The following is a 24,074-nucleotide window of genomic DNA, read 5'->3' on the forward strand; positions in this document are numbered from 1 at the left end:
TTCCTATTATAGAAACGCTTTTCATCCCGGTAATGGGGGAAATGCAAACAATTTATAGGGCAAAATCAATGTCCTGAGTGCTGCTTCTTGTACTCCCTGGGAGTCAGCCCCGTCTGTTGTTTAAAAATTTTGCTGAAATAAAACGGATCGCTGTAGCCCACCATCTCAGCAACATCCTTAAACAGCATGCGGGGCTTCTCCCTGATGATTCGCTTGGCAATATCAATCCGCAGCTGAATCAAGTAGTCGATCGGACTGTACTTATATTGACGCTTAAATATCCTGCCCAAATACGAGGGATGCAGGCCGAACGTATCCGCCAGATCCGAGAGGGAAATATTTCGCATATAATTTTGCTCCAGGTACGACTTCAGCTTGACGGTCCATGAAGCATCGGCCTCACGTACATGCTCGGAGGTGTCGAACAACGATACGAAAGCTTCCTGTACGTTATAACGAACGGCTGTAAGGTCCGCAGCCTGCCAAATCAGCTCCTCCAGCTCGGAATGCCAATGAGCCAGTGCAGGTAGACGTGACAGCTCCTTATGCTTAGCCACCCATAATTTCATCATATCGGTCAGAGAATCGTACCAGCGTACCCGTGTGGAAGAGGACCAGGGTTCGCTCTCCAGCAGTGTCTGCAGCTTGCGCAGAAATTCCGATTTTCGCTGCTTGGCCAGCAGTTCTCCCAGTTCCTCTTCCAGCGTATTGGAAAGAGGCAGAGCCTTCGGCTCGGATAGCGACTCCCCCTCCTTAAGATCCATACATTTCCGGCCATTCAGCGGGAAGTTTCTATGCGCGGCTTTCTGCAGCAGATAAAGCGTTCCCGACAATTCGGCTTGCAGCTTTTCAACCTTGGCCGCCACGAAGCAGACGGAACGTTCTGTTTCTGTTCCATGCCCCGCCGATGCAGCAAGAAACTGTTCGAGTCTCACTTCCGTCAGGCTGTGGCAGCCTATAACTACAGCGCGTTGATGATGCGGCGATACCGGTAAAGCATAGAAGGACTCTCCCTCGTTCAACAGCGATTTCACCTGCCATTGATTCGGGTATTCAACCCAATCGCTCTCCTGTTGAGGGGGAATCCATGCAAGCAGAACCGCGTAATTCGCATGATAAAAATATTCCTGCGCCAGCTCCCCGATCTGCTCGGACTCCTGTTTGTCCGACTTCTGAAAGGCCCACTGCTGCAGCAGCTCGGCCTCGATTAACGATTGATCCGAAAGCAGCTTAGCCTTCGCTTTTTGCAGAAATCCCCTTATATTTTCCTCGGTCGGGGGCTTCAGGAGTAAGTCCGATACGCCCACCTGTATAGCCTTGCGTGCATATTCAAAATCGCGATACCCTGTCAAAACAGCGCAAACGAGCGACGGCTGCTGCTCCTTGGCACGCTCGATCAGCGTGAGGCCGTCCATGACCGGCATGTAGATGTCCGTCAGCAAAATATGCGGCTTCACCAGATTAAGATCCAACAGGGCATACTCACCATTCTCGTACTCCCCTACGATTTTGAAGTCGGGGTCGATGTCCCGTATCTTCTGAGCAATGCTTTGCAGAATGAGAGGCTCATCCTCGGCAATGATAATTCTAAACATCGTCAATCTCCTCCCGTCGTTCCATTCGTATGGTCAGCTCCATGCCCTCGTTCAAATTGCGAAGAGAAAACGCAACCCGGCCCTTCTGAAACAAATAACATCTCGCAAAAGCATTCTCCAGTCCAAGCCCGCCGATTCCTTTTGCGGCGACTTCGTCCGTAATGGAGACGGATGCGTTGTCGAGGCCGGCGATGAAACGTTTAATCCGGGTCAGCGCCTCCGCAGAGAAACCGCTTCCATTGTCTTGAACACGAATCAGCCAATCATTTTTTTCTCCCCGGCTGATCCTTATCCATAAGTTCCAAGGCGGGTACACCTGCTTAAATCCGTGGGCAAAAGAATTTTCGACGATCGGCTGCAGCAAAAATTTAGGAATAGGGACATCATCAAGCGTTTCGTCCGTTTCGATTTTATAATCGAACTGCTGTTGGTAGCGAAGCTTCATGAGATCCAAATATTGAACCGTGAACCGTAGCTCATCGCCTAGCTTAGTAAGCCCCGAAGGAGATCTGCTCATATATTCCATCATGCCCATCATCTTATAGCACATGGAGGCAGCGGCATCAGCCCCGGAGTTTTCGGCAAGTACGCCGATTGATGACAGCGTATTGAATACGAAGTGCGGCTGAAGCTGTGTCTGAAGCACGCGGAGTTGAGCCATATTCTCGCGCTGCCTGGCTTCAAGCAGTTGTTCCACAGATTGCTGAAGCCGCGTCTTCATCGCAACAATATCGTCATACAATACCCGAATTTCGAACGAGGCCCAACGATAAGCTCTGCTGCTGGGCCCGCTTCGCATCACGTTGAGTTTATCGATATCCCACATTTTTACATGCCGAAGGATTAGCCGAATAGGCAGGGTGATGGTTGAAGCGATCCCATAGGCGCTAAGCAGTGCAGCGATCTCCGCTAACAGGGCTACGGTCAGAACGGCGTTGCGAAGACTTTGAATCGGACTGAGGAGCGCGCTTTCCGGCTGAACCGATAAGACCGTTAGCCCATAAGAGGATGAGCGGAGCCACCCGACCATGTAATTTTTCCCTTGATAAACCTTGGTGGTGGAATGGAACATATTGGATTGCAAAGCCGGAATATCTTGTCCGGCAATAGGCAAACCGTCGCCTTCCGTGTCCGCAGGATAAAATCGGTTCCCTTGGTCGTCGAATATGAACAATTGGAGGTTCGCATGCTTGCCGGCGTCCCCGATAATCTCCTCCAGCTTGTCATATCGCTGTTGTACTTCTACGATGCGCGGCTCGAAGGCCGCATTGTTCGGAAACAAACGGGATAAAGAAAACACGATCTCTCCCGACTTGAACCATTCATCCCTATGGGGCGGATTGAGCTGAAGATCGCCATTCTTCTGTATGGTCGGCGGAATCCAATCGATCTTGTTCATAAGCCCCGTACGATCTGCGACGGGGTCGATCTTTAGTCCATAACTGATGAAATCCCCGCTCAAATTGAATACATTGATCTGCTCGGCGATAAAGGAAGGACCGTTCAAGGTGGACAAAATATTTTCGAACCGTTTCTTTTGGGCCAAAACATCGTATGAATCTGAACCTGCGAAAGCGTCTTCGAAACGCGTTTGGAAATCAGAATTATAAATGACCTGTGCCGAGATCCGATCCATATCTTTAATCGTTTGAATCAGCGAAGTCTCAAGCCGCTGAAGCATTTGATCGGAAGTTTCAAGCGAGCGTTCCCAAATTGTTGCGGACATTCGCTGATAAAACAAATAGCTTAACGCCGCAATCACAAAAGATATGATCAACGTATATGAAATGACCAGCCTGCTTTGAACCCCGAACTTCGGCATTTTCCTCATCCTCATCATGATGTAGTGTTGTATCCAGCATATCACGCAGAACGTTGCTTTAAGCAAAGGTTAACATATTACAAATTCCTATGTATAGATGCTCCATTTACTTCGTGCTTGATGCGTTTACAATAATGATTAGAGCCGTCAGGGAGCTGACAAGAGTGTGAATATTTGGAGGAGGTGCCGAAATGTCGAAGATATTGAAGGGAGCGCAATTCTTTGAGCCCGATTTCCCGATTTATTTAAACCGGGAAACGGAGGCATTCCAAACGGGTCAGCATGAGCACGATTTTATCGAAATGTCTCTCGTCGCGGAAGGCTGCGGCTACCATTATATCGATCATGCATTGATCAAGGTGCAAAAGGGCGATCTATTCCTGCTGCCGAAGGGCACGTCTCATGTATTCCGGCCATCGTCCGCTTCCAGATCGAAGCCGCTGATCATTATGAATTTTCTTTTCGATCTCAAAGCTCTGGAGCCTGTCCGTCAGTGGATTCCCTTTGAATCCCAATTGTATAAGTGCTTGTATGAGCCTCATGCGCTTTCCCGCGCCTGGTCCTATTATCGTGATGACAACGACCGATTCCTCTCTTTATTTCAGCAGGCTTATTTTGAATACTCAAACCGTTCCGTCGGATATAGGCCTATCATAACGGCTCTCCTTCTGCAAACGCTGCAGCTCATCCATAGGGTTCAAACGGAGAAGTCCGTTCCGGACCAAGCTTCGTCCTCTTCAGCTTCGGATAAAATAAAAGATATCCTCAATTTCATCGAACAGAACTATTCGGACAAAATCACGTTGAAATCGCTTGCGGAGCAGTACTTTATGAGCGGAGGCCATTTTCAAAACCAATTTAAACGAATCACGGGCCAGACATTTAACCAATATATCCAGAACGTTCGCATTCAAAAATGCTGCCAGCTGCTCAAAACGACAAACAAAACGGTACAGGAGACGGCAAACGATGTCGGCTATACCGATATGAAGTTTTTCCATTCCCTGTTCCGCAAAATTACGGGCAGCTCTCCTCAGCAGTTTCGCAGGATACGAGCCTGATGGGATGCGGAACCAACATACGAAAAAAAGGAAGGACCTCAGTCCTTCCTTTTATCCTCTACAAGGGAATATTTCCCATTTATTAGATCACCCAGCCAAGCCCCTTGGACAACAAGCTGCTGCTGCAGTTCATCTATATGGATGCTGCGAGTGATGTTAGTCCCCTTCTTGGCAAGCAATGCTGCTGCTGTTCCCGCCGCCTCTCCCATGGCGAAACAATTGGGCATCACACGAGTTGAGCCTTGTGTTACCCGATCCGTAGAAATCGCCCTGCCCGCAACGATCACATTCTCAATCCCGATTGGCAGCAGTGCGCGGTACGGAATACCATGCGACTGTCCGGGGTCCAAATGCACAATCGTCATACCCGTTGATGGCTTAGCCATATGGATATCGATAAAGTAAGCGTTGCGAGCAATATCATCAGGAAAGGTGCGGCAATTCAGAAAATCATCTGCGGTAATGACATAATCTCCAATAATTCTGCGGCTTTCTTTCTAAAGGGACAAGCCTTCTATACGAAAAATCGGCTGTGACCATTCCGGTGCTTCTCCCGAATCTAAATTTGCGCTTTAAGCTATTTAGTTATTTTATACTGACCACCTTTTTGCCTAATTTATTGTTCATTTTACTGCTGACGTATGTCAACTATCATAACTATCAGAATAAGGTCACCGATTTTACGATAAATACCATCGAACAGGTTAAACGAAACATCGACTATGATCTTAAAAGCTATGATAAACTGACTCAACAGCTGGCCTATCATCCCGAGGTGCAAAGCTTTCTCAATCAATATCCAAAATCCGCAGAGGCTGCACAAGCTTATAAAACAGCTTTAGAGCTGCAGTTTGCTAATTTAAAGCTCCAGAAAAAAGAGTTCTTATCCATGGAGATCTATAATGCGAATCAAGAGCGAATTTATTCCGGAATCTACGCCGACAATGTGCCGATTAAGCAAATTTACTCTCGCATTTTTGAGCAATTGGATCAAAGCACAGGAGAGCTGCAGTTTATCGGGGCTTATAATAATCTGTATCGAACGCCAGTTTTAACATTTGCTCGAAAGATTAGCAGCAGCGGCGCTTTGAACTACGGTGGAAAAATTGGTTATTTGATCATTAATGTTGAGCAATACATGCTTAATGATATTTTTCGTAACGTTCACAGCGGGGATTCCGGTTATTTCTTTTTGATTGATGCCGATGGAACCATACTCACACATGACAACAAGGAGCTTTCATCTCAAATCATGAATAAAGCAGATGCCTCGTTTACAACGATGCTTCAGCAAGCTAACGGCACTTACACAAAAGTTCTTCATAAGAAAAGCTACCTTGTTTTTTATGATACCGCTTCTTATTTTCAATTGAAAATGGTCGGCATTATTTCCTCCAATGAATTAAAACAAAAGGCTTATTTATTGATTTGGTATGGTGTTGCTTTTTTCATTCTATACGGAATGATTATACTCCTGATAGCAACGTTAATCTCTGCTCAGATCAGTAAATCGCTGCGTAAGCTGAAAAGACTGATGCAGGAAGTGCATGATGGAAATCTTGATGCGCATATGCAATATCAGGGCAAGGATGAGATTGCTATCCTATCCCGTTACTTCAATAATATGATGCAGCGTTTAAATGCATTAATTGACGAAAATTACCAATCGAACCTGCGGGAACAGGAGTTGATGCTTTTAGAAAAGGAAGCCCAGTTAAATGCCCTTCAGCAGCAAATCAATCCTCATTTTCTCTACAATACGTTGGAATCTATCAAATGGATGGCATTCAAAAAAAATGCAATGGACATTGTTGAAATGACTACTTCACTAGGAAAGTTTTTCCGAGGGAGCATTTCAAATGGCAGCGGCTTGATCCCTATGGCTCAAGAATTGCAACATTTGGAACATTATATTCAAATTCAGAAAATTAGATATCAGAATCGCTTTGATATCATTTGGGAAGTAGCTGACGAGATTAAAGCCTGTTATACCGTGAAGTTGATTCTCCAGCCCATTGTAGAAAATGCGATTATCCATGGTTTGGATCAGTTAGAATCAGATGGGCTTCTCATGATTAAAGGATACATGAAGAATAACCAAATATTTATGGAAATTCTAGATAACGGTGTTGGGATGAATGAGAATCAACTCAGCCAAATGCAGCTATTCGCAAGAGACTCCGATGGGAGCGGTCATACAGGAATTGGACTGATCAACGTCTTTCGTCGCTTGCAGTTGCATCATAAAGAACGTTATTCATTGGAAATCGACAGTAAATCAGGCAGCGGGACACTTATAAGGATTCGCCTTCCTATATTGCTCGATGACCATGCTGAAGATAATTAAAAAAGCACTGCGGTATCTCAGATTGAGATCGCAGTGCTGCATTCATTTTAGGAAATGGGCGAACTTATCCGGGGAATTTCGAATGTCTTGAGCCAGCTTCTCGTATTCCGCGGATAATTTGACCGAACGAACTCTTTTGGCGTCTTGATCGCGCGGCTCAATGAATCCTTCTTCTCTCCAATGACTTACCTTTTCCCTTATTGAACGGTCCGACAAACGAAGCAGGTCCCTCATTTCGCTTGTCGTTAGGGTGTCTTGTTTAAAGGTTAATTGAGCGAACAACATTCTTTGCTGGGGATCTAACTTGCGAATCAGATCCGGCTCGATTTTCGTCATTTGGGCAGATTTCTCCGTTACGATGGCAGCAGCTTCTTGAAAAACCTCCGCCAAACCATCAATAAAGAATTCCAGCCAAAGTGTCATGTCAGCCTCATTCCGCCCAAAATAATAATTGTGATGGAGACCCAACTGGAGTCGGCGATAATATTCAGCCAAGTTGCGGTCATAGAAATTCTCGAGTACAAATAACCCCTTTAAGCCATATCCGCCGCGGCGTAAAAGATATGTCGTGATCATCCGGGCCGTTCGGCCATTCCCGTCCATATACGGATGGATCGTCAGAAACTGCCACATGAAAATCCCCGCTTTGATAGGAACCGGGACCGAATAGGTTCCCGGCGAATTCACCCAGGCCACCAGATCTTCCATTCCGGCGGCAAATAAAAACCAGAAGCAATGCGGCCGCCTACTTGATTTTGTTCTTCGCGATAGTCGCTAATACGCGGTCTTCGTCCGTGCGATATTCGGATAATGGCGTGCAGCTTTTTAATAAATTCCTCTGTGACCGGGAGCTGCCTTTTTTCGGCTTCATCCAGGTATTCCAAAGCTTTCATTAAGTTATAAACTTCCTGCTCTTCATTGTCATTGCTGGTTTGGTACAAGACTTTTCGCTTCGTCGCCTCATCAAGCGTGTTTCCTTCAATTTTCGTTGAAAGAATGACCGTCTTTTCCATCGATTCTTTCTTAAGCAAATCCAGAATAGATGCGGGCAATGGAAGCAAATCCACTACAACACTGGCGCGTTGTATATCCATTAGTCTGCGGGCAATGGCGTCAGTTATTGAATATTTGGGTGTGAACATAACATCACCTTCCTCAATAACATTATGCCATTGCCGCTATTTTGCCGCAAAGTCATTATTTGATTAAGCCATGCCACTTTTATTGGTTATGAACGCAGGGAATCTGCTTTTGTTGGCTGTATATCAACGATCTGGAATTCCGGTTCGAGGCCATCCTTCCGGATACTTGCAATCCACTTTTTATAGGCTCTATGTTTATAAGAATCACGTAAATGGCTGATTTTCCGATGTTCCATATCATGGGTTTGTCCAACATAAAAGGGCCTCCGTGTTCGAGGATCAATAATTAGATAGGTGTCCACCAAATTTCTGCCAGTTCTAACGTTGAGAACGATTTATAGACAGCCCCTTTATATCCTTCAACGTTTTGTTTGGCTCCTCCATCCCATGTGTGACCGTTGGATTATGAACACCTGACAATCTGTTTTTAATGAATCGCGCGGGCTTCATAATTGTACCTCTGAGTCAAGTTACTTCGAAATATCTCGCCACTCTACAATAAACTCTCCTTCAAATCCGTTGCCTTCATGTTTGCTTAGCTCTTCAAGAGCATTTCCGCATTCACATGAGATTTGATCGGCGCCATAATTGTCCGTACCAAAAACAATGCGTTCATTGCGATAGTTGGGACGTCTGCCAGGCACTATTTTCTGTTCCTCGCCGCATTTCAAACAGCGGATAATAAATCCAGCTTCCATGTAACCACCGCCTTCGTTCGTTTATTCATCCATTATGTTATTCCAAAAAATCTTTCAATCGCTTGCTGCGACTTGGATGTCTCAGCTTACGCAGCGCTTTCGCTTCGATCTGGCGAATGCGCTCGCGGGTAACACCGAACACTTTACCCACTTCCTCAAGGGTGCGTGTACGGCCATCATCAAGTCCAAATCGAAGACGCAGAACATTCTCTTCACGTTCGGTGAGTGTATCCAGCACATCCTCCAGTTGCTCCTTCAGCAACTCATAAGCAGCTGCATCAGAGGGGGCCAGCGCCTCATGATCCTCGATAAAATCACCAAGATTCGAGTCGTTCTCTTCGCCGATCGGCGTTTCCAGTGAAACAGGTTCCTGAGAGATTTTCATAATCTCTCTCACCTTTTCCGTACTAAGCTCCATCTCCTTGGCGATCTCTTCAGGTGTAGGCTCGCGTCCGATTTCTTGCAGCAGTTGTCTGGAAACTCGGATAAGCTTGTTGATTGTTTCCACCATGTGAACCGGAACGCGGATCGTTCTAGCTTGATCGGCAATGGCTCGCGTAATGGCCTGTCGAATCCACCAAGTTGCATACGTACTGAATTTGTACCCCTTGTTATAATCAAACTTTTCTACCGCTTTGATCAGCCCCATATTGCCTTCCTGAATTAAATCCAGGAAAAGCAGGCCGCGACCGTTATATCGTCTGGCGATACTGACGACAAGGCGCAGGTTCGCTTCAGCCAATCTGCGCTTCGCTGATTCGTCACCCTGCTCGATCCTTTTGGCCAAAACGATTTCCTCCTCTGCTGAAAGCAAAGGAACACGTCCGATTTCCTTCAAATACATCCGTACAGGATCATTAATTTTAATACCAGGCGGGAAGATCAAGTTATCCTCAAAATTCAAGTCATCCTGAGCATGATCGTCGGGCTCATGAGAAGGATCGTCATTCAATTCGTTGCTCACATCAATCCCATTTTCAGCCAGCTGCTCGAAAAATTCATCGATCTGCTCTGAATCCTGATCGAAAGGGGCGAGTTTCTCCATAACTTCTGTATATGCCAGCGAAGAGCTTTTTTTCCCTAGTTCAAATAAAAGCTCTTTCGTTTGTTCAAGCGTAAGTTCAGTCTCTAATCCTTCATGTTGTTCGTTCGCCATCCTTTAACTCCTCCTCCCTGGAAAACGGAACTTACACTTGCTCTTTCAAGCTTGTATGATCTACTTTCCAATCGTTCCTATTTCTCAACAGCCGACATCTGGATTGCTGCGCTCGTTTGATTTTTCCGATTAAGAATTCTCAATTCAAAAAGCAGCAGTATCCCTGTAATGGCAGTGGCAATCAAGTCGGCAAGCGGTCCGGAAACTAACACACCCTCGACTTGAAAAAAATGAGGAAGAATTAACAAAGCTGGTATAAAGATAAGTACCTGTCTGGACAAGCTCAAAATCATTGCCTGCTTGGCTTTACCAATAGCCATGAAATAACCGGAACCAATCACTTGAACCCCTATAATTGGAAGCAAGATCAAATACACGCGAAGGGCATGGCTTCCGAAAGTGATAAGCTCCTTATCCTCACTGTTGAAACTCGCAATAAGCTGCTCTGGAAACAGCTGTGCGATCAAAAAAGCCAGGCACGGAATAACCGTCGCAGCAATCATCGCATAGCGGAGCGCTTTTTTTACGCGATCAAACCTTTCAGCCCCATAATTGTATCCTATAATAGGCTGAACCCCCTGATTGATCCCCATAATTGACATCATGACGAGGGCCTGAACACTCGCTACCACTCCCATACCCGATACAGCGATGTCTCCTCCGTATTTAACCATGTTATTATTAATTATAACATTGAGAAGGCTGGACATGGCCTGCATGACAAAAGGAGCAGCGCCAAGCGCAACTATTTTTCCAACAAGGGCACCCTCAGGCTTTATATACTTCATACGTATTTTCAGGGTGCTCTTGCCCCCATAAAAGTGAGCTAAGACAAAAGCCGTTGACACAGCCTGCGCCAGAACTGTCGCCAAGGCTACCCCTTTCATACCCCAACCAAAACCAAAAATAAATAGGGGTGCTAATATAATATTCAATAGCGGACCGATAAGCATCGTTAACATCGCCTTTTTCGGATTTCCTTCTGCTCTGATAAAATTATTCATGCCGAAGCCAACCAGCATCAAGACCGTTCCTGCAAAAATATAAATCATATAGTCTTTCGCGAATGGCAGTACGTCGATGCTTGCTCCATATACTTTAAGAATAGGAGTCATAAAAAGCAAGCCTAACAAAGTGATGAAGATCGATACGATAATCAGCAGCATAAGCGCGTTCCCCATAATCTGCTCTGCTTCGTCTACTTTCTTTTCACCCAGCTTGATGGATACGAGTGAAGAACCCCCCACCCCAATCAACGTTCCACCTGCCCATATAAGCAGCATAATCGGCAAACTAATCGTGATACCGGCGATACCAAGTGATCCAATACTGTGACCGATAAATACTCGATCAATCACGTTGTAGAGTGCACCAACCAACATCGCAATCATAGCAGGCACTGAAAATTGCACCAATAACTTTGATATCTTTTCTCCGCCTAATCTTTGGATATGATCCATGTTTCGCCACCTTTTCTAAACGCAGATTACAACTGGTTCATTTAAATTTACTTTCTTTAACCTCTTACCTGTAAAATGTTAATTTCACCCCTTGACAGCATGCCGTTAATGTGTTATGATTTATATGTACGTATTATATTATAAATTAATGTACTACTTTTTTCAACTTCTTATTCCATATTTTAGGATTTTATCTCATTTTATATATGTAAAGATCTTCAATCCTTATAAAATAATCTTTTTAACCTTATCCGATGCTCCATCGAATAAGGTTTTTTAGTTTTTTGGGAATCGCGGGCCTCATTCAGTGAGCTTTTCATTCATGGGATCATGCGCGGCTGCAAATATTCGAAAAATCGATAACCTCCATCATTTATTGGCTTAAAATAAACAAGGGTGCATTTCCAATGATCTGGAAATACACCCCTGCTGTTTAAAAAGCTTTCCACGTAATATCTATCGATAGCATACCAATCGGTTTATCCTGAGGAGTCCAATTATTTTGGGTTGCCATTTCCGGATTGCGAAAACAAACAAGCGATTTATAATAGCCGAAGGCGCGGCAAACCCCGGGCCTGACCGAATGAATGCCGCATCTGTCTTTTTCCATATCATAAAACATGCAGGTCCCATAATATCTCGTTTGATTCTCAAGCTCCATCCTGCTTTTTTTAGGCATGGACTTCACTTTCTTTATGATCAATTTAAGCTCTTTCTCCGTAACAGGAACAGGACCGCAGCACAAGCCTTTGCACCCTTTACATGGTAAATCCCCCATAACATCCCTCATTTCATATCTGTTATCGGTACCTTAGAGAGCTGGTGCTCCCGACTCTCCCGATTGAGGTGTCTCAACTCAACAAGAAGCAGTATTCCCGTAATCAAAAAGGATACCGAGTCGGCTATAGGTCCGGCAACTAGCACCCCCTGCATTTGAAAAAAGCGGGGAAGAATAAAAAGGGCCGGAATGAAAATCAACACTTGCCTCGATAAACTTAACAGGATAGCCTGCTTAGCTTTGCCGATGGCTTGAAAATAACCCAAGCCGATAATTTGAAATCCGATAACCGGCAAACAAAACAAATATACGCTCATTGCATGGCTTCCAAAAGCAACTAACTGTGCGTCATGGCTGTTGAATATGGCAATAAGACGGTCTGGGATTAAACGTGTTAGTATATACGACAAGGTCGCCACCAAAGTCGCGGAGACAGCCGCATATTTAAGCGTTTCTTTTACTCTATCATAATGCTTGGCTCCGAAGTTAAATCCAATGATAGGCTGCATGCCTTGATTAATGCCCATAAGCGTCATCGTGATAAGAATTTGAATACTGGCGACCGTGCCCATTCCCGATACAGCGATATCTCCTCCATACTTAATCAATTTATTATTTACGATGACAGTTGCAATACTCGTCACAATTTGCAAAACAAATGGGGCTGCACCCAAGGCGATTATTTTTCCGACTACCGCGCCCTCTGGCTTGAGATGAGCGGTACGAATTTTCAAGACGCTCTTCTTACCAAAGAAATGCGCAATGACAAGTACAGTTGAGATCGTCTGCGCGACCACTGTAGCTAGCGCCGCTCCTATCATACCCCAGCCGAACCAATAAATGAAGATTGGAGCGATCAGGATATTCAAAATAGGGCCTGTGACCATTGTGAGCATCGCTTTTTGGGGATTGCCCTCTGCTCTGATAAAGTTATTCATACCAAAACCAACCAACAAAAACAAGGTTCCGCCAAAAAAAACAGCCATATAATCCTTGGCATAAGGCAGTACGTCACTGCTTGCTCCGTAGAACTTGAGAATCGGGGTCAACAAAAGCATTCCCGCTATGGTAATGGCGATGGAAGCAAAAATAAGCAATATTAGAGCATTGCCCATGACTCTTTCCGCTTCCGCAATTTTCTTCTCACCCAGCTTGATCGACACCAAGGAGGAAGCCCCCACTCCAATCAGCGTTCCGCAAGCCCAAATAAACAGCATCACAGGCAGACTGATCGTCATTGCGGCAATACCAAGCGTACCTGCTGCACTATGTCCGATATAAATACGATCGATTACGTTATATAACGCACCTACCAGCATAGCAATAATCGCCGGAATTGAAAATTGCAGCAGCAATTTCGGGATTTTTTCCTTAGCCATTTTCTCAGCATGATCCATGATCCATCACTCCATATACTATTTTATTGATACAATTGTTCACAAAATCCCCCTATCGTTTCACACACGCCGGTTTCAAACAATAACGTAATATGGTTGGACGCCTCTACATCGATAAGTTGAAAATCAGGCAAGCTCCGTTCCCATTCTTGCCAATAAGCCGTACGGTCTACGGAAAGCTGATCGTGCAAGGTCGTTAAATACGGTTCCAGATCTCCGTAGAACTTGCCGTTCTTGTTCCTGAAATAATAGCAGGAGACCGCTTGGGGGTCAGGCAGGGGCAGAACCCGGAAATGTTCACTTTTGAATGCGGCTTGAACCTGTAAATTTTTCCTGAAAATCTGAGCCAGCTCGCTATCGCTTTTGGTTATGGACAAACCTCGTGTTTTGCCAAGTGAGATGAGATGCAGCAGCAATTCGTCAGCGGGTGCATCCAAGTTGATCTCCTCGGGATGAATCAGCTTCGGGTAGAGCTTATCCGGCCCTTGGCGAAGCCGGCTGATCAAGGACAGATTGACCGCCTGCAACATCCGGCCCTGCTCCGATATCGCCACCTTGCTCATCCCGTGAGGGTCCAGCGTGTCCAGCATAACCAGCGATCTTACCGCCTGGCCGGACAGTTGCAGTTGGCGGGCCGTCTCATAAGCAAGCAGGCCGCCTAGCGAATATCCGCCCAAATCGTAAGGGCCTTGAGGCTGAAGGGAACGAATCAACTGCACATAGTAGGCCGCCATGGCCGTCAATCCATGAATCGGGGCGTCGGCATTCATGCGCCCTTTCGCCTGAATCCCGTAAAAAGGACGACCTGTCCGCTGGGCAAAATATTGATATCCTTCAACACCTCCTCCTTCTCCGTGCAGCCAAAATACAGGATTCCCCCGCGTACTGCGATTCAGGGAAATGAGTTCAGGCGCATTCGTCATCGGAGAAGACTGCTCGAAAACAGACAAAATCTTTTGCAGCACCTCCGGCTTGTTAACGAAGGTTTTTTGCTGCATCCCCCATTCTTTTTCTAACACGGCTGTAATCCGTTTCTTGATTGGCTCGGTCATATGTTCTTTCATCAGCATCAAAGATTCTCTGGGCACTTCTGCCAAATCCTTCGCCAACCGTATCGCATAAGGCATAACCTCATTGCGCGGTACAATCGGGACCGGCGCTCCCTTGGCCGCCAATTCCGCTCCGCGGAAGCGGTTGCCCGTGTAAAGAATCTCTTGCGCGAGAACAGGGCCCAGTTTCTCGGGAAAAATCAAAGTCGCCCCATCCCCGGGAGTAAAACCATACTTCATATGGTTGCATGTATAGCTGCTTTCCCGGCTCATGACCACAAAATCGCTAAACATGCCGAAACACCACCCCCCGCCAATTCCATGACCCTGCATCGCCGAGATGACCGGAATTTTGCAATCCAGGGGCAGGGTGTAGACATGCACATCGGTCATTTTCATCTTGCCGTCATGCAGAGCCAATAATCCGTCCTTTCCCCCGCCAGACGCAAAGTACGTGTCATATCCGGTAAGAACGATGACTTTATAGTCCGGATTAGCCTGAATGGAATGGAAGGCCTGAAACAGGCCTACAATCAGTTCTATAGAAAATGTGTTTTTATTTTCCCGATCCTTCATCGTAACAAGGGCAATTCCCGGCTCTATACACTGAACCTCAACAACCTTCGATTCCGCAGGCACTCCCGGGGGCAGTACAGGCGCCTGCTCCATGGCTGGCGCTTGCTCCTCCCGCACCCTTGCAGGCGGCTGTCCCGCAGCAGCATCGATCCGGCGGATCAGCTCTTTTTCCACTTCTGCGGAATTCATCGTACCGATTTGCAGCGCATATAAAATGTCTTTGACATTCAACGAATTTCACCTTCCCGGCGGCCGACTGCTGATTTCCTATAGATCAGCTTCGTCAGCTATTTGCCAAAAAATTCATAGATTCGATCCTTTACTTCCGGACGGTGGAACGTTTTGGCATGCATAGCAACCTCCTGCTCCACAACCTTGGACAGTTCGGCCCGAAGCGGACCTGCCAAATGCTCTTTTAAAGTGATTAGAGAAACTCTTGGCTTTTCGGCAATTTGCCGGGCAAGATCCCAAGCGTAATTCATTACTTCAGAGCGAGGGAGAACCGGGAAAGGGATTCCTCTCTTCTCCAATTCTCCTCCGCGGTAATTGCCGGCGTTAATCAACAGCTCTTCCGCCAGGCTGAATCCCAGCTTCTTCGGCAGGATGAAAGTAGCCCCCATCCCCGGTGTAAAGCCATATCTCATGAAATTGGTCGTATACACGCTCTCCCGGCTGAAAATCACAAAATCGGAAAACAACGCCATGGCAAATCCGCCGCCGATGGCATGGCCTTGCATGGCCGAAATGACCGGAATTTTACACGCCAAAGCCAGGCTGTAAATATTCGTATCGGTAAATTTTTCTTTTCCTTCAAAAATGGCCAGCAGTCCATCCTGCGTTCCTCCGGAAGCAAAATAGCTGTCATAACCTGTCAGGACGACACACTTGTAGTTCGGATGAGTCTCAATCTTTTCATAGGCTTCCGTCAAGCCTTCAATCAATTCCTTGGAAAACGTGTTCTTATGCTCCCTGTCCTCCATCGTGATTTGAACAATTTCGGGAGTAAGCTCATGCATCGAAACTACGGATGAAACCATCATTACTCACGCTCCCATGGGAATTGTCCTTGCTCGACAAATCGGAAAATTCCCTCCAGATTGCGAGGATCGGAAAAAATTTCCCTATTTCCTGCCAACGCCGGAGATTTGGATTTTACCAGAACGTCATCCAATTGATTCATATAGCGCTTATACTGGGCTATGCCCGATTTCGGCAGCTTGCGAAGACGGAGCAAGTGCTTGCGAAGCAGCGCCTCGCTTTGAGCGTCGCATACGTCCGCCAAACCCCAGGTATGCGCTTGCGAAGCTGAGACAGGCTGTGTCATCAGCGTTAAATAATGCGCCTTTTGATAACCTATGCGGCGAATTAAAAAAGGAAGCACACAAGCGGGAAAAAGCCCGAACAACAGCTCGGACAAACTAAACACCGCCGTTAGATCGGAGAGCACGATATCACAGGCGGCAACAAAGCCGATTCCTCCGGCATTCACTTTTCCACGAACATGCGAAATCGTTATATACGGACCCGTTGCCAATTTCAGCCACAAATCATACAAAGGCTCGGGATCATGCCCAGGCGCTTGCCCGTCGGCTGCTTTCTCGTAAATTCCCTGGAAGTCTGCGCCGAAGCAAAATATTTCCGGCAATCCTTCCAAAACCACAACCTTGACAGACTCTTCACACAACGCCAATACATGATGGCACTCTTCTATCATTCGATCATTGATCGTATTGTTCGCTTCCGGCCGATATAACTGAATCACGCAAACCTTATCTTGAAAACGGACTTTAATCGTTTCGTAATTCATTAGACGAACCTGTATTCGCGATGGAATTCGCTAATTCGATCCAGAAATAGAAAGCCTTTCCCTTGGGAAGCCCTGAAAGGCTCGGGAAGCAGATCCACATCAAGTTTGACATTTCGAGTACCGAACTTCACCGCATTGCTGCCGGCCAACAGCGTATCGTACTGGTTCATACTCAAGGCATAGCGATGATTCAACTGATCTTCTATCCGGAATCGGCGCTGTAATTGCTGCCCGTACGAGGTTGCGACTCCGCTGTAAAATTCGGAACAGCAGCCTGAGCCGTAAGAGAAGAGCCCGATTCGTTTGGCGCTTTCAAAACGGCCATTATCGATTGTGCTGGCCAAGGAAAGCAAGACCGTGCCGCCCATAATATTGCCGACTCTCTGGCAATAGTTCAGCCCGGGAGTGACACGCTGCTGGAAATCGGCTTCAATCTCGGCCGTGGCGGCCTTGACCATCTTGCGCATCATGCTGCGATGCGCCCCTTTAACCATGCCGCCAAACGGGGTGTGGAATGACAAGTACTGGAACGAATCGCGGTAATTCACGCCTACTACGCGTTTTTGATACTCCAGAAAAGCATTTTCGCAGCAATCCAGATAAGACAATAAGGAGAGGTCGGCATCGCCTGCTTCACTATCGGGAATCGGACGGCACGTATCCATAACCTCATATCCGTAATATCCGTTAGCCCCCACGTCTACCTGGAATACTTGGGGATTCTCTCCTATCAAAACAGCTATGGCTCCAGCCCCGCCGCTAGGCTCGGCATAGGACCAGTCTTCGGTCAGCGCCTCTCCGCCTTCTGCCGCCAGGAAGCGTGAAATATCCGTCGCTACAACTAAAGCCTTGGCTCCGGGAGAAGCCTGAGACAAAATAAAATTGACGGCCATCTGAAATCCGGCCGTCCCTGCGTAGCAAGCATTTTTCAGCTCGAACAGGCGGCAATTCCGATTTAATCCCAAATAATGATGGATATAGGTACTCATCGATTTCCCAAAATCGATCCCGGATTCGGTACATGTAATCAGCAGTTCGATTCGATTCCTCTCTGCTTCGGAAAGCTGGTCGATAATAGGCTTCGCCGCATTGACGCCAAAGGTAACGGGATCTTCATAAGGAAGTGCAACCGCCTTCTCTTTCATAAGCAGATTTTCAAAACGCGTCGTATCCAGATTACGGTGCTTGGCTAACTCCATCACGTTCAAATATGCGGTTCCCCCGAATACATTCATCGCCTCGATACCAACTGCAACCATTTATGATTCCTCCCCAGGATCTGCTTGTCTTTTGAAACAAAGAGCGGTGTTAATCCCTCCGAAACCCATGCTTAACGTGAGCGCGTGCTCAATAGCATGAGGAATGGATTCGCCCTGCACCCATCGGCATGCGTCATGAATCGGATTTTCCAAATTTCTGCTCGGATGCAGCCGATTCTCTTTCATCTGCAAGAGCGTTGCTACCACCTCAACTGTGCCGGCAGCACTTAAGCCATGTCCAATAATCGATTTGGTTGTATTCATAAATGCATGGCCCAACTGGCAGTCAATAATCGCCCTGGCCTCCGTTTCATCTCCAATCAACGAACCCGTTCCATGAGGATTAATATAATCAATATCCTGCGGAGACAAGCCTGATTGCTCTAATACGCTTTGAATGACGCGAACTTCTCCGGCATACGAAGGATCCGGATTGCGATTGCGATCCATCTTTATCGCTCCGCCCAACAGCTCCGCGTAAGGCTGCGCGCCTCGGCGGACGGCTGATTCCGTCCGTTCAATGACGACAACGCCACAGTTCTCTCCATATATGAATCCATCGTGATTCTGATCAAAAGGCCTGCATGCCAGCTCCGGCGTCTGTGCATATCGGTCACTGCCCATCGCACCCAACGAGCGCAAAGCTTGGCACTCCAAGTAGGAGAGATCCATCAAAGCTCCCATCGCGATGCATACATCCACCTGCCCGGAACGAACGCTGTGGAGCGCTTGAATAATTGATGCTTGACCGCTTGCCGAAGCGCCTCCGATCGTATAGGCAAATCCTTCTATCGGGAATTGTTCGGTGCATAGACCAGCCAAATCGCTGTCCATAAAAGAGATCCCGTAGGTCGGCCGGACAAAATCGATCCGCTCTCCATATGTTACGTACGTTTGCAGCAGCTCACGCTGTTGAACGTTGGAACCGCCGATCACTAAGCCAATACGCGATGGGTCAACGGCATCTAATCTCGCCTCCTCCCATGCTTCTTGCAAAGCAATGAGCGCAGCCTGACCCGATAAGGATAAAGTTCGAAGCAGCCGTTTGGAGATAGACTCAGGAGGGAGCAGAGAAGAAATCTCTGCTCCTATAAATGCCGTGTCCTTTTGCCTGCCGGCACGCTGCATGATGCCGAAGGCATGGCGCCCTGCCAGCAGCGCCTCTGTGAAAGCAGCTTTTCCCTGCCCTATCGCCGATACGACGCCAATTCCGGTGACAACAATTTTAGACGGATTGTAATTTCCCATAGAGTACCTCGACCAGTTCCCCGATATTTTGCGCGCCTGATAGCTCAACGCGAGGAATGCGAAGTTCCAAAGAATCCATGGTCATCATGACAATCTCGGCACGATCGACGGAATTCGCGCCTAGCTCCGTCAAGCTTTCCGCAGGCTTGAAATCATGATTTTCCAATTCGGGAAGCACCTCGCGAGTATGGCCTACGACAATATTGAAAATTTCTTGTTTTTGCATAATGATTACCTCCTGGGTTATGGGTATGTAAAAGAACGTCAATTCGTTTGCCCGGATGCGCTGCCGACAGATGCCAAGTACAGTTGTTGCAGAAGCAGATCGGCCTGCTCGATATCCATATTTCCTTCCTGTACCTGTTGGAGCAGTTCTTGCAGCGGAGAAGACGACGGTGTTTGGGCGGCAATTGGTTGAACGCTGCCCTGCTGCGGTTGCCGTTGCTCCTCTAGGAACAACGCAAAAGTGCGAATCGTTGGATGATCATAGATTACATTAGCTGTCAATGCCATACCATAAGTTTGATTGATCTTCTGAATCCATTCGACCCCTATAATAGAATCCATTCCCATGTCGATCAGACTGGCATCCTGATCAATCTGACTGCGCTCCATACCTAAAGCTTCCGCCAAACTATCCGTCAACTCAACATGCAGTTGTTCCTGCGCCATCGTGCGAAACAAAGCGCCGTTCCCCTTTTGTTCCGCAGCGGCGGGTTCAGGTTCGCGGGAAGGCAATCGGACCGCATGCAGCGCACTTCCGGATGAAGTTTTCCCAGACTCCGAATCCTGCTGGCTTGACTGGCTCGCTGCTGCATGCAGTTCCTTGGCTAAATACGCTGCGAAGTCTCGTACATTGGGGTATTCATAAATGACACTGGCGGCAAAAGAAGTCTGATGCTTCTGGTTGATCTTCTGTATCCATTCCACGCCAATGATCGAATCTAATCCCAAATCGATAAAAGATATCTCTTCATCAATTTGATGACTCTCCATTGCCAAAGCCTCAGCCAAACTAAGTTTCAGCTCGGTCTCCAGTTGTCTGGTCGAAATCGAAATCCCTTGTGCAGGGGCAACTGTCGCCTTTTGCTCCAGCAAAGCAATCGATAGCGTTGGAGTCTCGAATGCCTCCGAACCGCCTGTTAATGGCAGGGAAATCGTCGGCTTTCCAGAATTCGCCACAGACGGTGGACGCACCGGATCAGGCTGGATCGGACTCAGTGTAATCTTCACCGGCTTCTCTATCACATGCGGCTCAATCAAAGTGACAGATCCGCTTTCAGTTGGAACAATCGGCCTGAATTCATTAACAACCGTCTCCTGAATAGCCGACAAAGCGGGCTGGACTGCTGCCGCGAGATTGCCCAAAGACGCAAAATCACGAACCCAATAATGGCTTCTGGCAAACGGATACGTCGGCAGATGCAGGCGTCCCCGATGTGCATTCTCATGAAGATGCTTCCACGGAATGTCATAACCTTGGCAGTACAAATCCGCCAAAACATGGAGCATATCCAGATATTTCTCCCTGTCCTCTCGTTTGGCTTCGCTCTGTGCCAATAAGTCCCGGATATAGGCATACATCGCCTTCTGTCCGGTAAAATCGCGAGGAACCTGTCCCCGGAAAAGGTTCGGCAGCTTTTCTATTCCTTTAGCTATCCCGAGCAGATGAACCGCGTCTTCCCTTCCTTGTACGACAATTGCGCAGCGATGGCTAAAATGCTGTCTTCCTGTCATCAACGTATAGCTGATTCGACTCCAATCCGGTTGTTCGGCATCTCCCGTTTGAATGAAGCCGATCATATCATTTACTTTTTCCTGCAAACTTTCTTCTGTTTTGGCTGAGAGTACAAGCAAATAAGACGTAGTTCCCGAAGGCAGTTGCCCTACTTCATCCGCCGAATAACTTTCCACCACCATGTGGGCATTCGTGCCGCTCATGCCAAAAGCACTGACCGCTCCAAGACGATTGCGCCCCGCTTTGTTCGACCACGGTTTTGCTGTTTTATTCACATAGAATGGACTTTCCTTCCAGTTAATGTAGTCATTCTCCGTCTCACAATGCAGACTGGCCGGAATCGTTTCGTGCCGCATTGCCTGCACCAGACTAATGAGGCTGACCAATCCGGAAGCGGCAAAAGTATGACCGAAATTCGTCTTCGTGGAGGTCAGTGCGCAATAGCCTTGTTCACGGGTATAGCTTTTAAATGAATCGTACAGGGCATTGATCTCTATCGGATCGCCGAGGCGAGTTCCCGTACCATGCGTGACGATATATTCGATATGAGCCGGATTCACTTGATACTGCTCGTAAACGGATTTCAGAAGATTCGCTTGCGCAACGCCGCTTGGAGCCGTAATGCCGTTCGTTTTGCCGTCATAGTTTATGCCGCTTCCCTTGATGACTGCATAGATAGGATCGCCGTCGGCCACCGCTTGAGACAATCTCTTGAGCACGACTACGCTTACTGCTTCGCCCGCAACCATACCGTTAGCCCGCTTATCGAACACATAACACTTGCCATCCTCGGACAGCATCCCCGCTTGATTAATCGCTGCCAGGGTGCCGGAGGCAAGAATCAAATTCACTCCCGCAGCAATGGCGGTGTCGCATTCCTGATTGCGCAGGCTGGAGCAAGCCTGATGGGCCGCCACCAGACCGGACGAGCAGGCTGTATTAATCGCCATGTTGGGACCGTTCAAATTGAGAAAATAAGATAAGCGCGCCGCCAGAATCGCATCGTGATTGGACGTTATCGGAGCGTTGATTCCGGTTAAATACTGATAATCACCGCTTTCCACGCCGACAAACATGCCGATTTTGCCCCGTTCGATTTGCTCGGATCCATATCCGGCATCTTCCAACGCCCTCCACGATTCCTGCAGCAGCAAGCGCTGTCTCGGGTCCATCATCTCCGCTTCCTTAGGCGATATGCCGAAAAATAAAGGATCAAACTCAGCAACGCCCGGCACCCAGCCGCCTTTCCATTTGGCAGTACGGCCAGGATCTTCTGTAAATCGGTTCGAAGGATGCTCCTTCACCACATCCTGTCCATTGGTCAAGATTGTCCAGAGCTCCTCAATATTCCGAGCATCGGGAAAGCGCCCACTCATACCGATAATCGCAATCTCTTCTTGCGAAGATCGCTGTGCCGCCACCGCCGCTGTGCCCAATTCGGACATGCGGCGCTTGCTGGATGGAGAGTCCGGTTTGGCGGCTTGTACGACCGGGCTCAACACGCCGATTGGCTGCTGCGCCTGCTCTTGCTCTCGATATAGCGTACGGATCGCAGCCTCATGATCGGTCATGAAATAGCCGGCCAATCGGGCAAGCGTTGGATATCCGTAAAATAAGGCTGGAGTCGTTTCAATGCCAATACGGTTCATTATTTCCCGGGAAAGGTCCGCTAAACTGATCGAATCAAAGCCAAAATCCGTTAAATTCGCTTCACGGTCAACCCGCTCGCGGGATATTTTCAGCAGTTGGCTGACCAGCTCTTTCAGTTCCCACTCCAAGCACTGCTCCACGCTCCAGCCCCTCATCTCAGGGCGTCTTCCTTGCCCTGACGGACGGGCAGCGGCAACGGCTGGCGACAGCGAATCACCTTGAGGCTTCGCTTCTACCGAAGCCCCGCTCAATCCCAGAAACCGCCGTATACGGCTTGACTGTCCGACAAGCACCAGCGTGTGAGCGCTGCTTCCGCTCACCAATCGTTCAAAGACCGCGAAGCCTTCTTCCGCTTCCANCTCAATCCCAGAAACCGCCGTATACGGCTTGACTGTCCGACAAGCACCAGCGTGTGAGCGCTGCTTCCGCTCACCAATCGTTCAAAGACCGCGAAGCCTTCTTCCGCTTCCAAATAACGCTGGCCGCTCGCTTGCAAATACATCTTCGCATGCTCGCCGTCGCCGGCTCCCATGCCTCCGCCTTTCCATAACGGCCAGTTGATCGCTACCGTTTTGCCCTGCCTCTGCCCGCGCCGGCTAAGCTCGTTCCGGTAATTCGCATGCGCCATCAAGAACCGGTTGCCCATCGCGTAGTCACAGGAGCCAAAGTCGCCCAGAATCGCTGACGAGGAGGAAAAATAGCAGACGAAATCCAGCGCTTCCTCCCTCAATAGCTCATCCAGCACAAGGGCGCCCTCGATTTTCGGATCGAGGATGCGCTGGAATTCCGCTGCCGTTGTGCTCAGGATCGTCTGGCTGCTGAGCAGTCCCGCCGCATGAATCGCGCCATGGATGGCGCCAAAACGGTCCCGGACCTGTCTCAGCCCCGCTTCCATCCCTTCCCGATCACATACATCGGCTTGCAGATACATCACGCGCCCGCCCGCCGCCTCCAGCTCCCGAATTCGGGAGCCTTTCTCCGCATCCAAACGGCTTCTTCCCGTCAGAATCAGGTTCACGGGCTGCCGCTTCAACAAATGCTCCGCGAACAGCAGACCCAGACCTCCCAGGCCTCCCGTGATCACATACGTGCCACCCGCTCGGAACGGCCGGTCCGCCGCCGGCAGCTCCGCCGGCTTCACTTCGTACACATAGCGCTTGCCCGCTTGATAACGCGCGCTCTGCGGCTTCGGCTCCTGCAGCTCCGCCCACAGCCGCTGCGTCCACGCGCTCAGGTCCGCTTCGACTCCAGCGGCTTCCTCGCCATAGATGCAGGCCGCCTGAACGTCAGG

Annotated in this window: 18 protein-coding genes and 2 pseudogenes; 2 read left to right on the forward strand and 18 right to left on the reverse strand. The window is 48.1% G+C overall.

Translation table 11 applies throughout. The features are described 5' to 3' along the window. Positions 1-65: 65 nt before the first annotated feature. Positions 66-1,595 (reverse strand): response regulator transcription factor, encoded by a 1,530-nt coding sequence (locus tag AC0LWT_RS11175; protein WP_474681315.1) that lies wholly within the window; start codon positions 1,593-1,595, stop codon positions 66-68. After that, entirely contained in the window at positions 1,588-3,417 is a 1,830-nt protein-coding gene (locus tag AC0LWT_RS11180) for a sensor histidine kinase (RefSeq protein ID WP_474681316.1), read from the reverse strand. The genes AC0LWT_RS11175 and AC0LWT_RS11180 overlap by 8 nt, the downstream gene beginning before the upstream one ends. 191 nt (positions 3,418-3,608) lie before the next feature. Here AC0LWT_RS11180 and AC0LWT_RS11185 point away from each other — a divergent pair, with 191 nt between their 5' ends. Further along, entirely contained in the window at positions 3,609-4,478 is an 870-nt protein-coding gene (locus AC0LWT_RS11185; RefSeq protein WP_474681317.1) for an AraC family transcriptional regulator, read from the forward strand. Positions 4,479-4,516: 38 nt separating this feature from the next. Here AC0LWT_RS11185 and AC0LWT_RS11190 read toward each other — a convergent pair whose 3' ends face one another. Then, the gene (locus AC0LWT_RS11190) at positions 4,517-4,960 is read right to left on the reverse strand and encodes an FAD-dependent oxidoreductase (protein ID WP_474681344.1); all 444 of its coding nucleotides are present in this window, start codon (positions 4,958-4,960) and stop codon (positions 4,517-4,519) included. Positions 4,961-5,010: 50 nt separating this feature from the next. Here AC0LWT_RS11190 and AC0LWT_RS11195 point away from each other — a divergent pair, with 50 nt between their 5' ends. Then, positions 5,011-6,825, forward strand: coding sequence for a sensor histidine kinase (locus tag AC0LWT_RS11195; RefSeq protein ID WP_474681318.1), 1,815 nt, complete (start codon positions 5,011-5,013; stop codon positions 6,823-6,825). A 42-nt stretch (positions 6,826-6,867) separates the two neighbouring features. Here AC0LWT_RS11195 and AC0LWT_RS11200 read toward each other — a convergent pair. The 15 genes and pseudogenes from AC0LWT_RS11200 to AC0LWT_RS11270 all read right to left on the reverse strand — a co-directional run bounded on the left by AC0LWT_RS11200 (position 6,868) and on the right by AC0LWT_RS11270 (position 23,933). After that, positions 6,868-7,967, reverse strand: a pseudogene (locus AC0LWT_RS11200) (Fic family protein). Positions 7,968-8,253: 286 nt separating this feature from the next. Beyond that, positions 8,254-8,346 (reverse strand): annotated as a pseudogene (locus AC0LWT_RS11205) (ribonuclease H1 domain-containing protein); the annotation flags it as partial. Between the two features lie 91 nt (positions 8,347-8,437). After that, positions 8,438-8,665 carry a hypothetical protein gene (locus AC0LWT_RS11210; RefSeq protein WP_474681319.1) on the reverse strand — a complete coding sequence of 76 codons (228 nt, stop codon included), beginning with the start codon at positions 8,663-8,665 and terminating at the stop codon, positions 8,438-8,440. A gap of 37 nt (positions 8,666-8,702) precedes the next feature. Then, a complete protein-coding gene (gene rpoD, locus AC0LWT_RS11215) occupies positions 8,703-9,821 on the reverse strand; it encodes an RNA polymerase sigma factor RpoD (protein ID WP_474681320.1) in 1,119 nt (372 codons plus the stop codon). A 77-nt stretch (positions 9,822-9,898) separates the two neighbouring features. Then, the gene (locus AC0LWT_RS11220) at positions 9,899-11,281 is read right to left on the reverse strand and encodes an MATE family efflux transporter (protein WP_474681322.1); all 1,383 of its coding nucleotides are present in this window, start codon (positions 11,279-11,281) and stop codon (positions 9,899-9,901) included. 433 nt (positions 11,282-11,714) lie between these two features. Next, the gene (locus AC0LWT_RS11225; protein WP_474681323.1) at positions 11,715-12,059 is read right to left on the reverse strand and encodes a YkgJ family cysteine cluster protein; all 345 of its coding nucleotides are present in this window, start codon (positions 12,057-12,059) and stop codon (positions 11,715-11,717) included. Positions 12,060-12,067: 8 nt separating this feature from the next. Then, the gene (locus AC0LWT_RS11230; protein WP_474681324.1) at positions 12,068-13,456 is read right to left on the reverse strand and encodes an MATE family efflux transporter; all 1,389 of its coding nucleotides are present in this window, start codon (positions 13,454-13,456) and stop codon (positions 12,068-12,070) included. A 23-nt stretch (positions 13,457-13,479) separates the two neighbouring features. Beyond that, the gene (locus AC0LWT_RS11235; RefSeq protein WP_474681325.1) at positions 13,480-15,312 is read right to left on the reverse strand and encodes a polyketide synthase; all 1,833 of its coding nucleotides are present in this window, start codon (positions 15,310-15,312) and stop codon (positions 13,480-13,482) included. A 56-nt stretch (positions 15,313-15,368) separates the two neighbouring features. Then, a complete protein-coding gene (locus AC0LWT_RS11240; protein ID WP_474681345.1) occupies positions 15,369-16,118 on the reverse strand; it encodes a polyketide synthase in 750 nt (249 codons plus the stop codon). Positions 16,119-16,120: 2 nt separating this feature from the next. Further along, on the reverse strand, positions 16,121-16,888 hold the full coding sequence (locus AC0LWT_RS11245) for an enoyl-CoA hydratase/isomerase (protein WP_474681326.1): 768 nt from the start codon (positions 16,886-16,888) through the stop codon (positions 16,121-16,123). Continuing rightward, positions 16,888-18,147: a hydroxymethylglutaryl-CoA synthase family protein gene (locus AC0LWT_RS11250; protein WP_474681327.1), complete on the reverse strand. Its 1,260-nt coding sequence runs from the start codon at positions 18,145-18,147 to the stop codon at positions 16,888-16,890. The genes AC0LWT_RS11245 and AC0LWT_RS11250 overlap by 1 nt, the downstream gene beginning before the upstream one ends. After that, positions 18,148-19,395 (reverse strand): beta-ketoacyl synthase N-terminal-like domain-containing protein, encoded by a 1,248-nt coding sequence (locus AC0LWT_RS11255; protein ID WP_474681328.1) that lies wholly within the window; start codon positions 19,393-19,395, stop codon positions 18,148-18,150. Further along, positions 19,373-19,621 carry an acyl carrier protein gene (locus tag AC0LWT_RS11260; protein ID WP_474681329.1) on the reverse strand — a complete coding sequence of 83 codons (249 nt, stop codon included), beginning with the start codon at positions 19,619-19,621 and terminating at the stop codon, positions 19,373-19,375. The genes AC0LWT_RS11255 and AC0LWT_RS11260 overlap by 23 nt, the downstream gene beginning before the upstream one ends. Positions 19,622-19,659: 38 nt before the next feature. Continuing rightward, complete coding sequence (locus AC0LWT_RS11265) at positions 19,660-23,034, reverse strand: beta-ketoacyl synthase N-terminal-like domain-containing protein (RefSeq protein WP_474681330.1); 3,375 nt, start codon at positions 23,032-23,034, stop codon at positions 19,660-19,662. Between the two features lie 65 nt (positions 23,035-23,099). Then, the gene (locus AC0LWT_RS11270) at positions 23,100-23,933 is read right to left on the reverse strand and encodes an SDR family NAD(P)-dependent oxidoreductase (protein ID WP_474681346.1); all 834 of its coding nucleotides are present in this window, start codon (positions 23,931-23,933) and stop codon (positions 23,100-23,102) included. Between the last annotated feature and the right edge of the window lie 141 nt (positions 23,934-24,074).

This window comes from Paenibacillus sp. sgz302164, assembly GCF_056120505.1.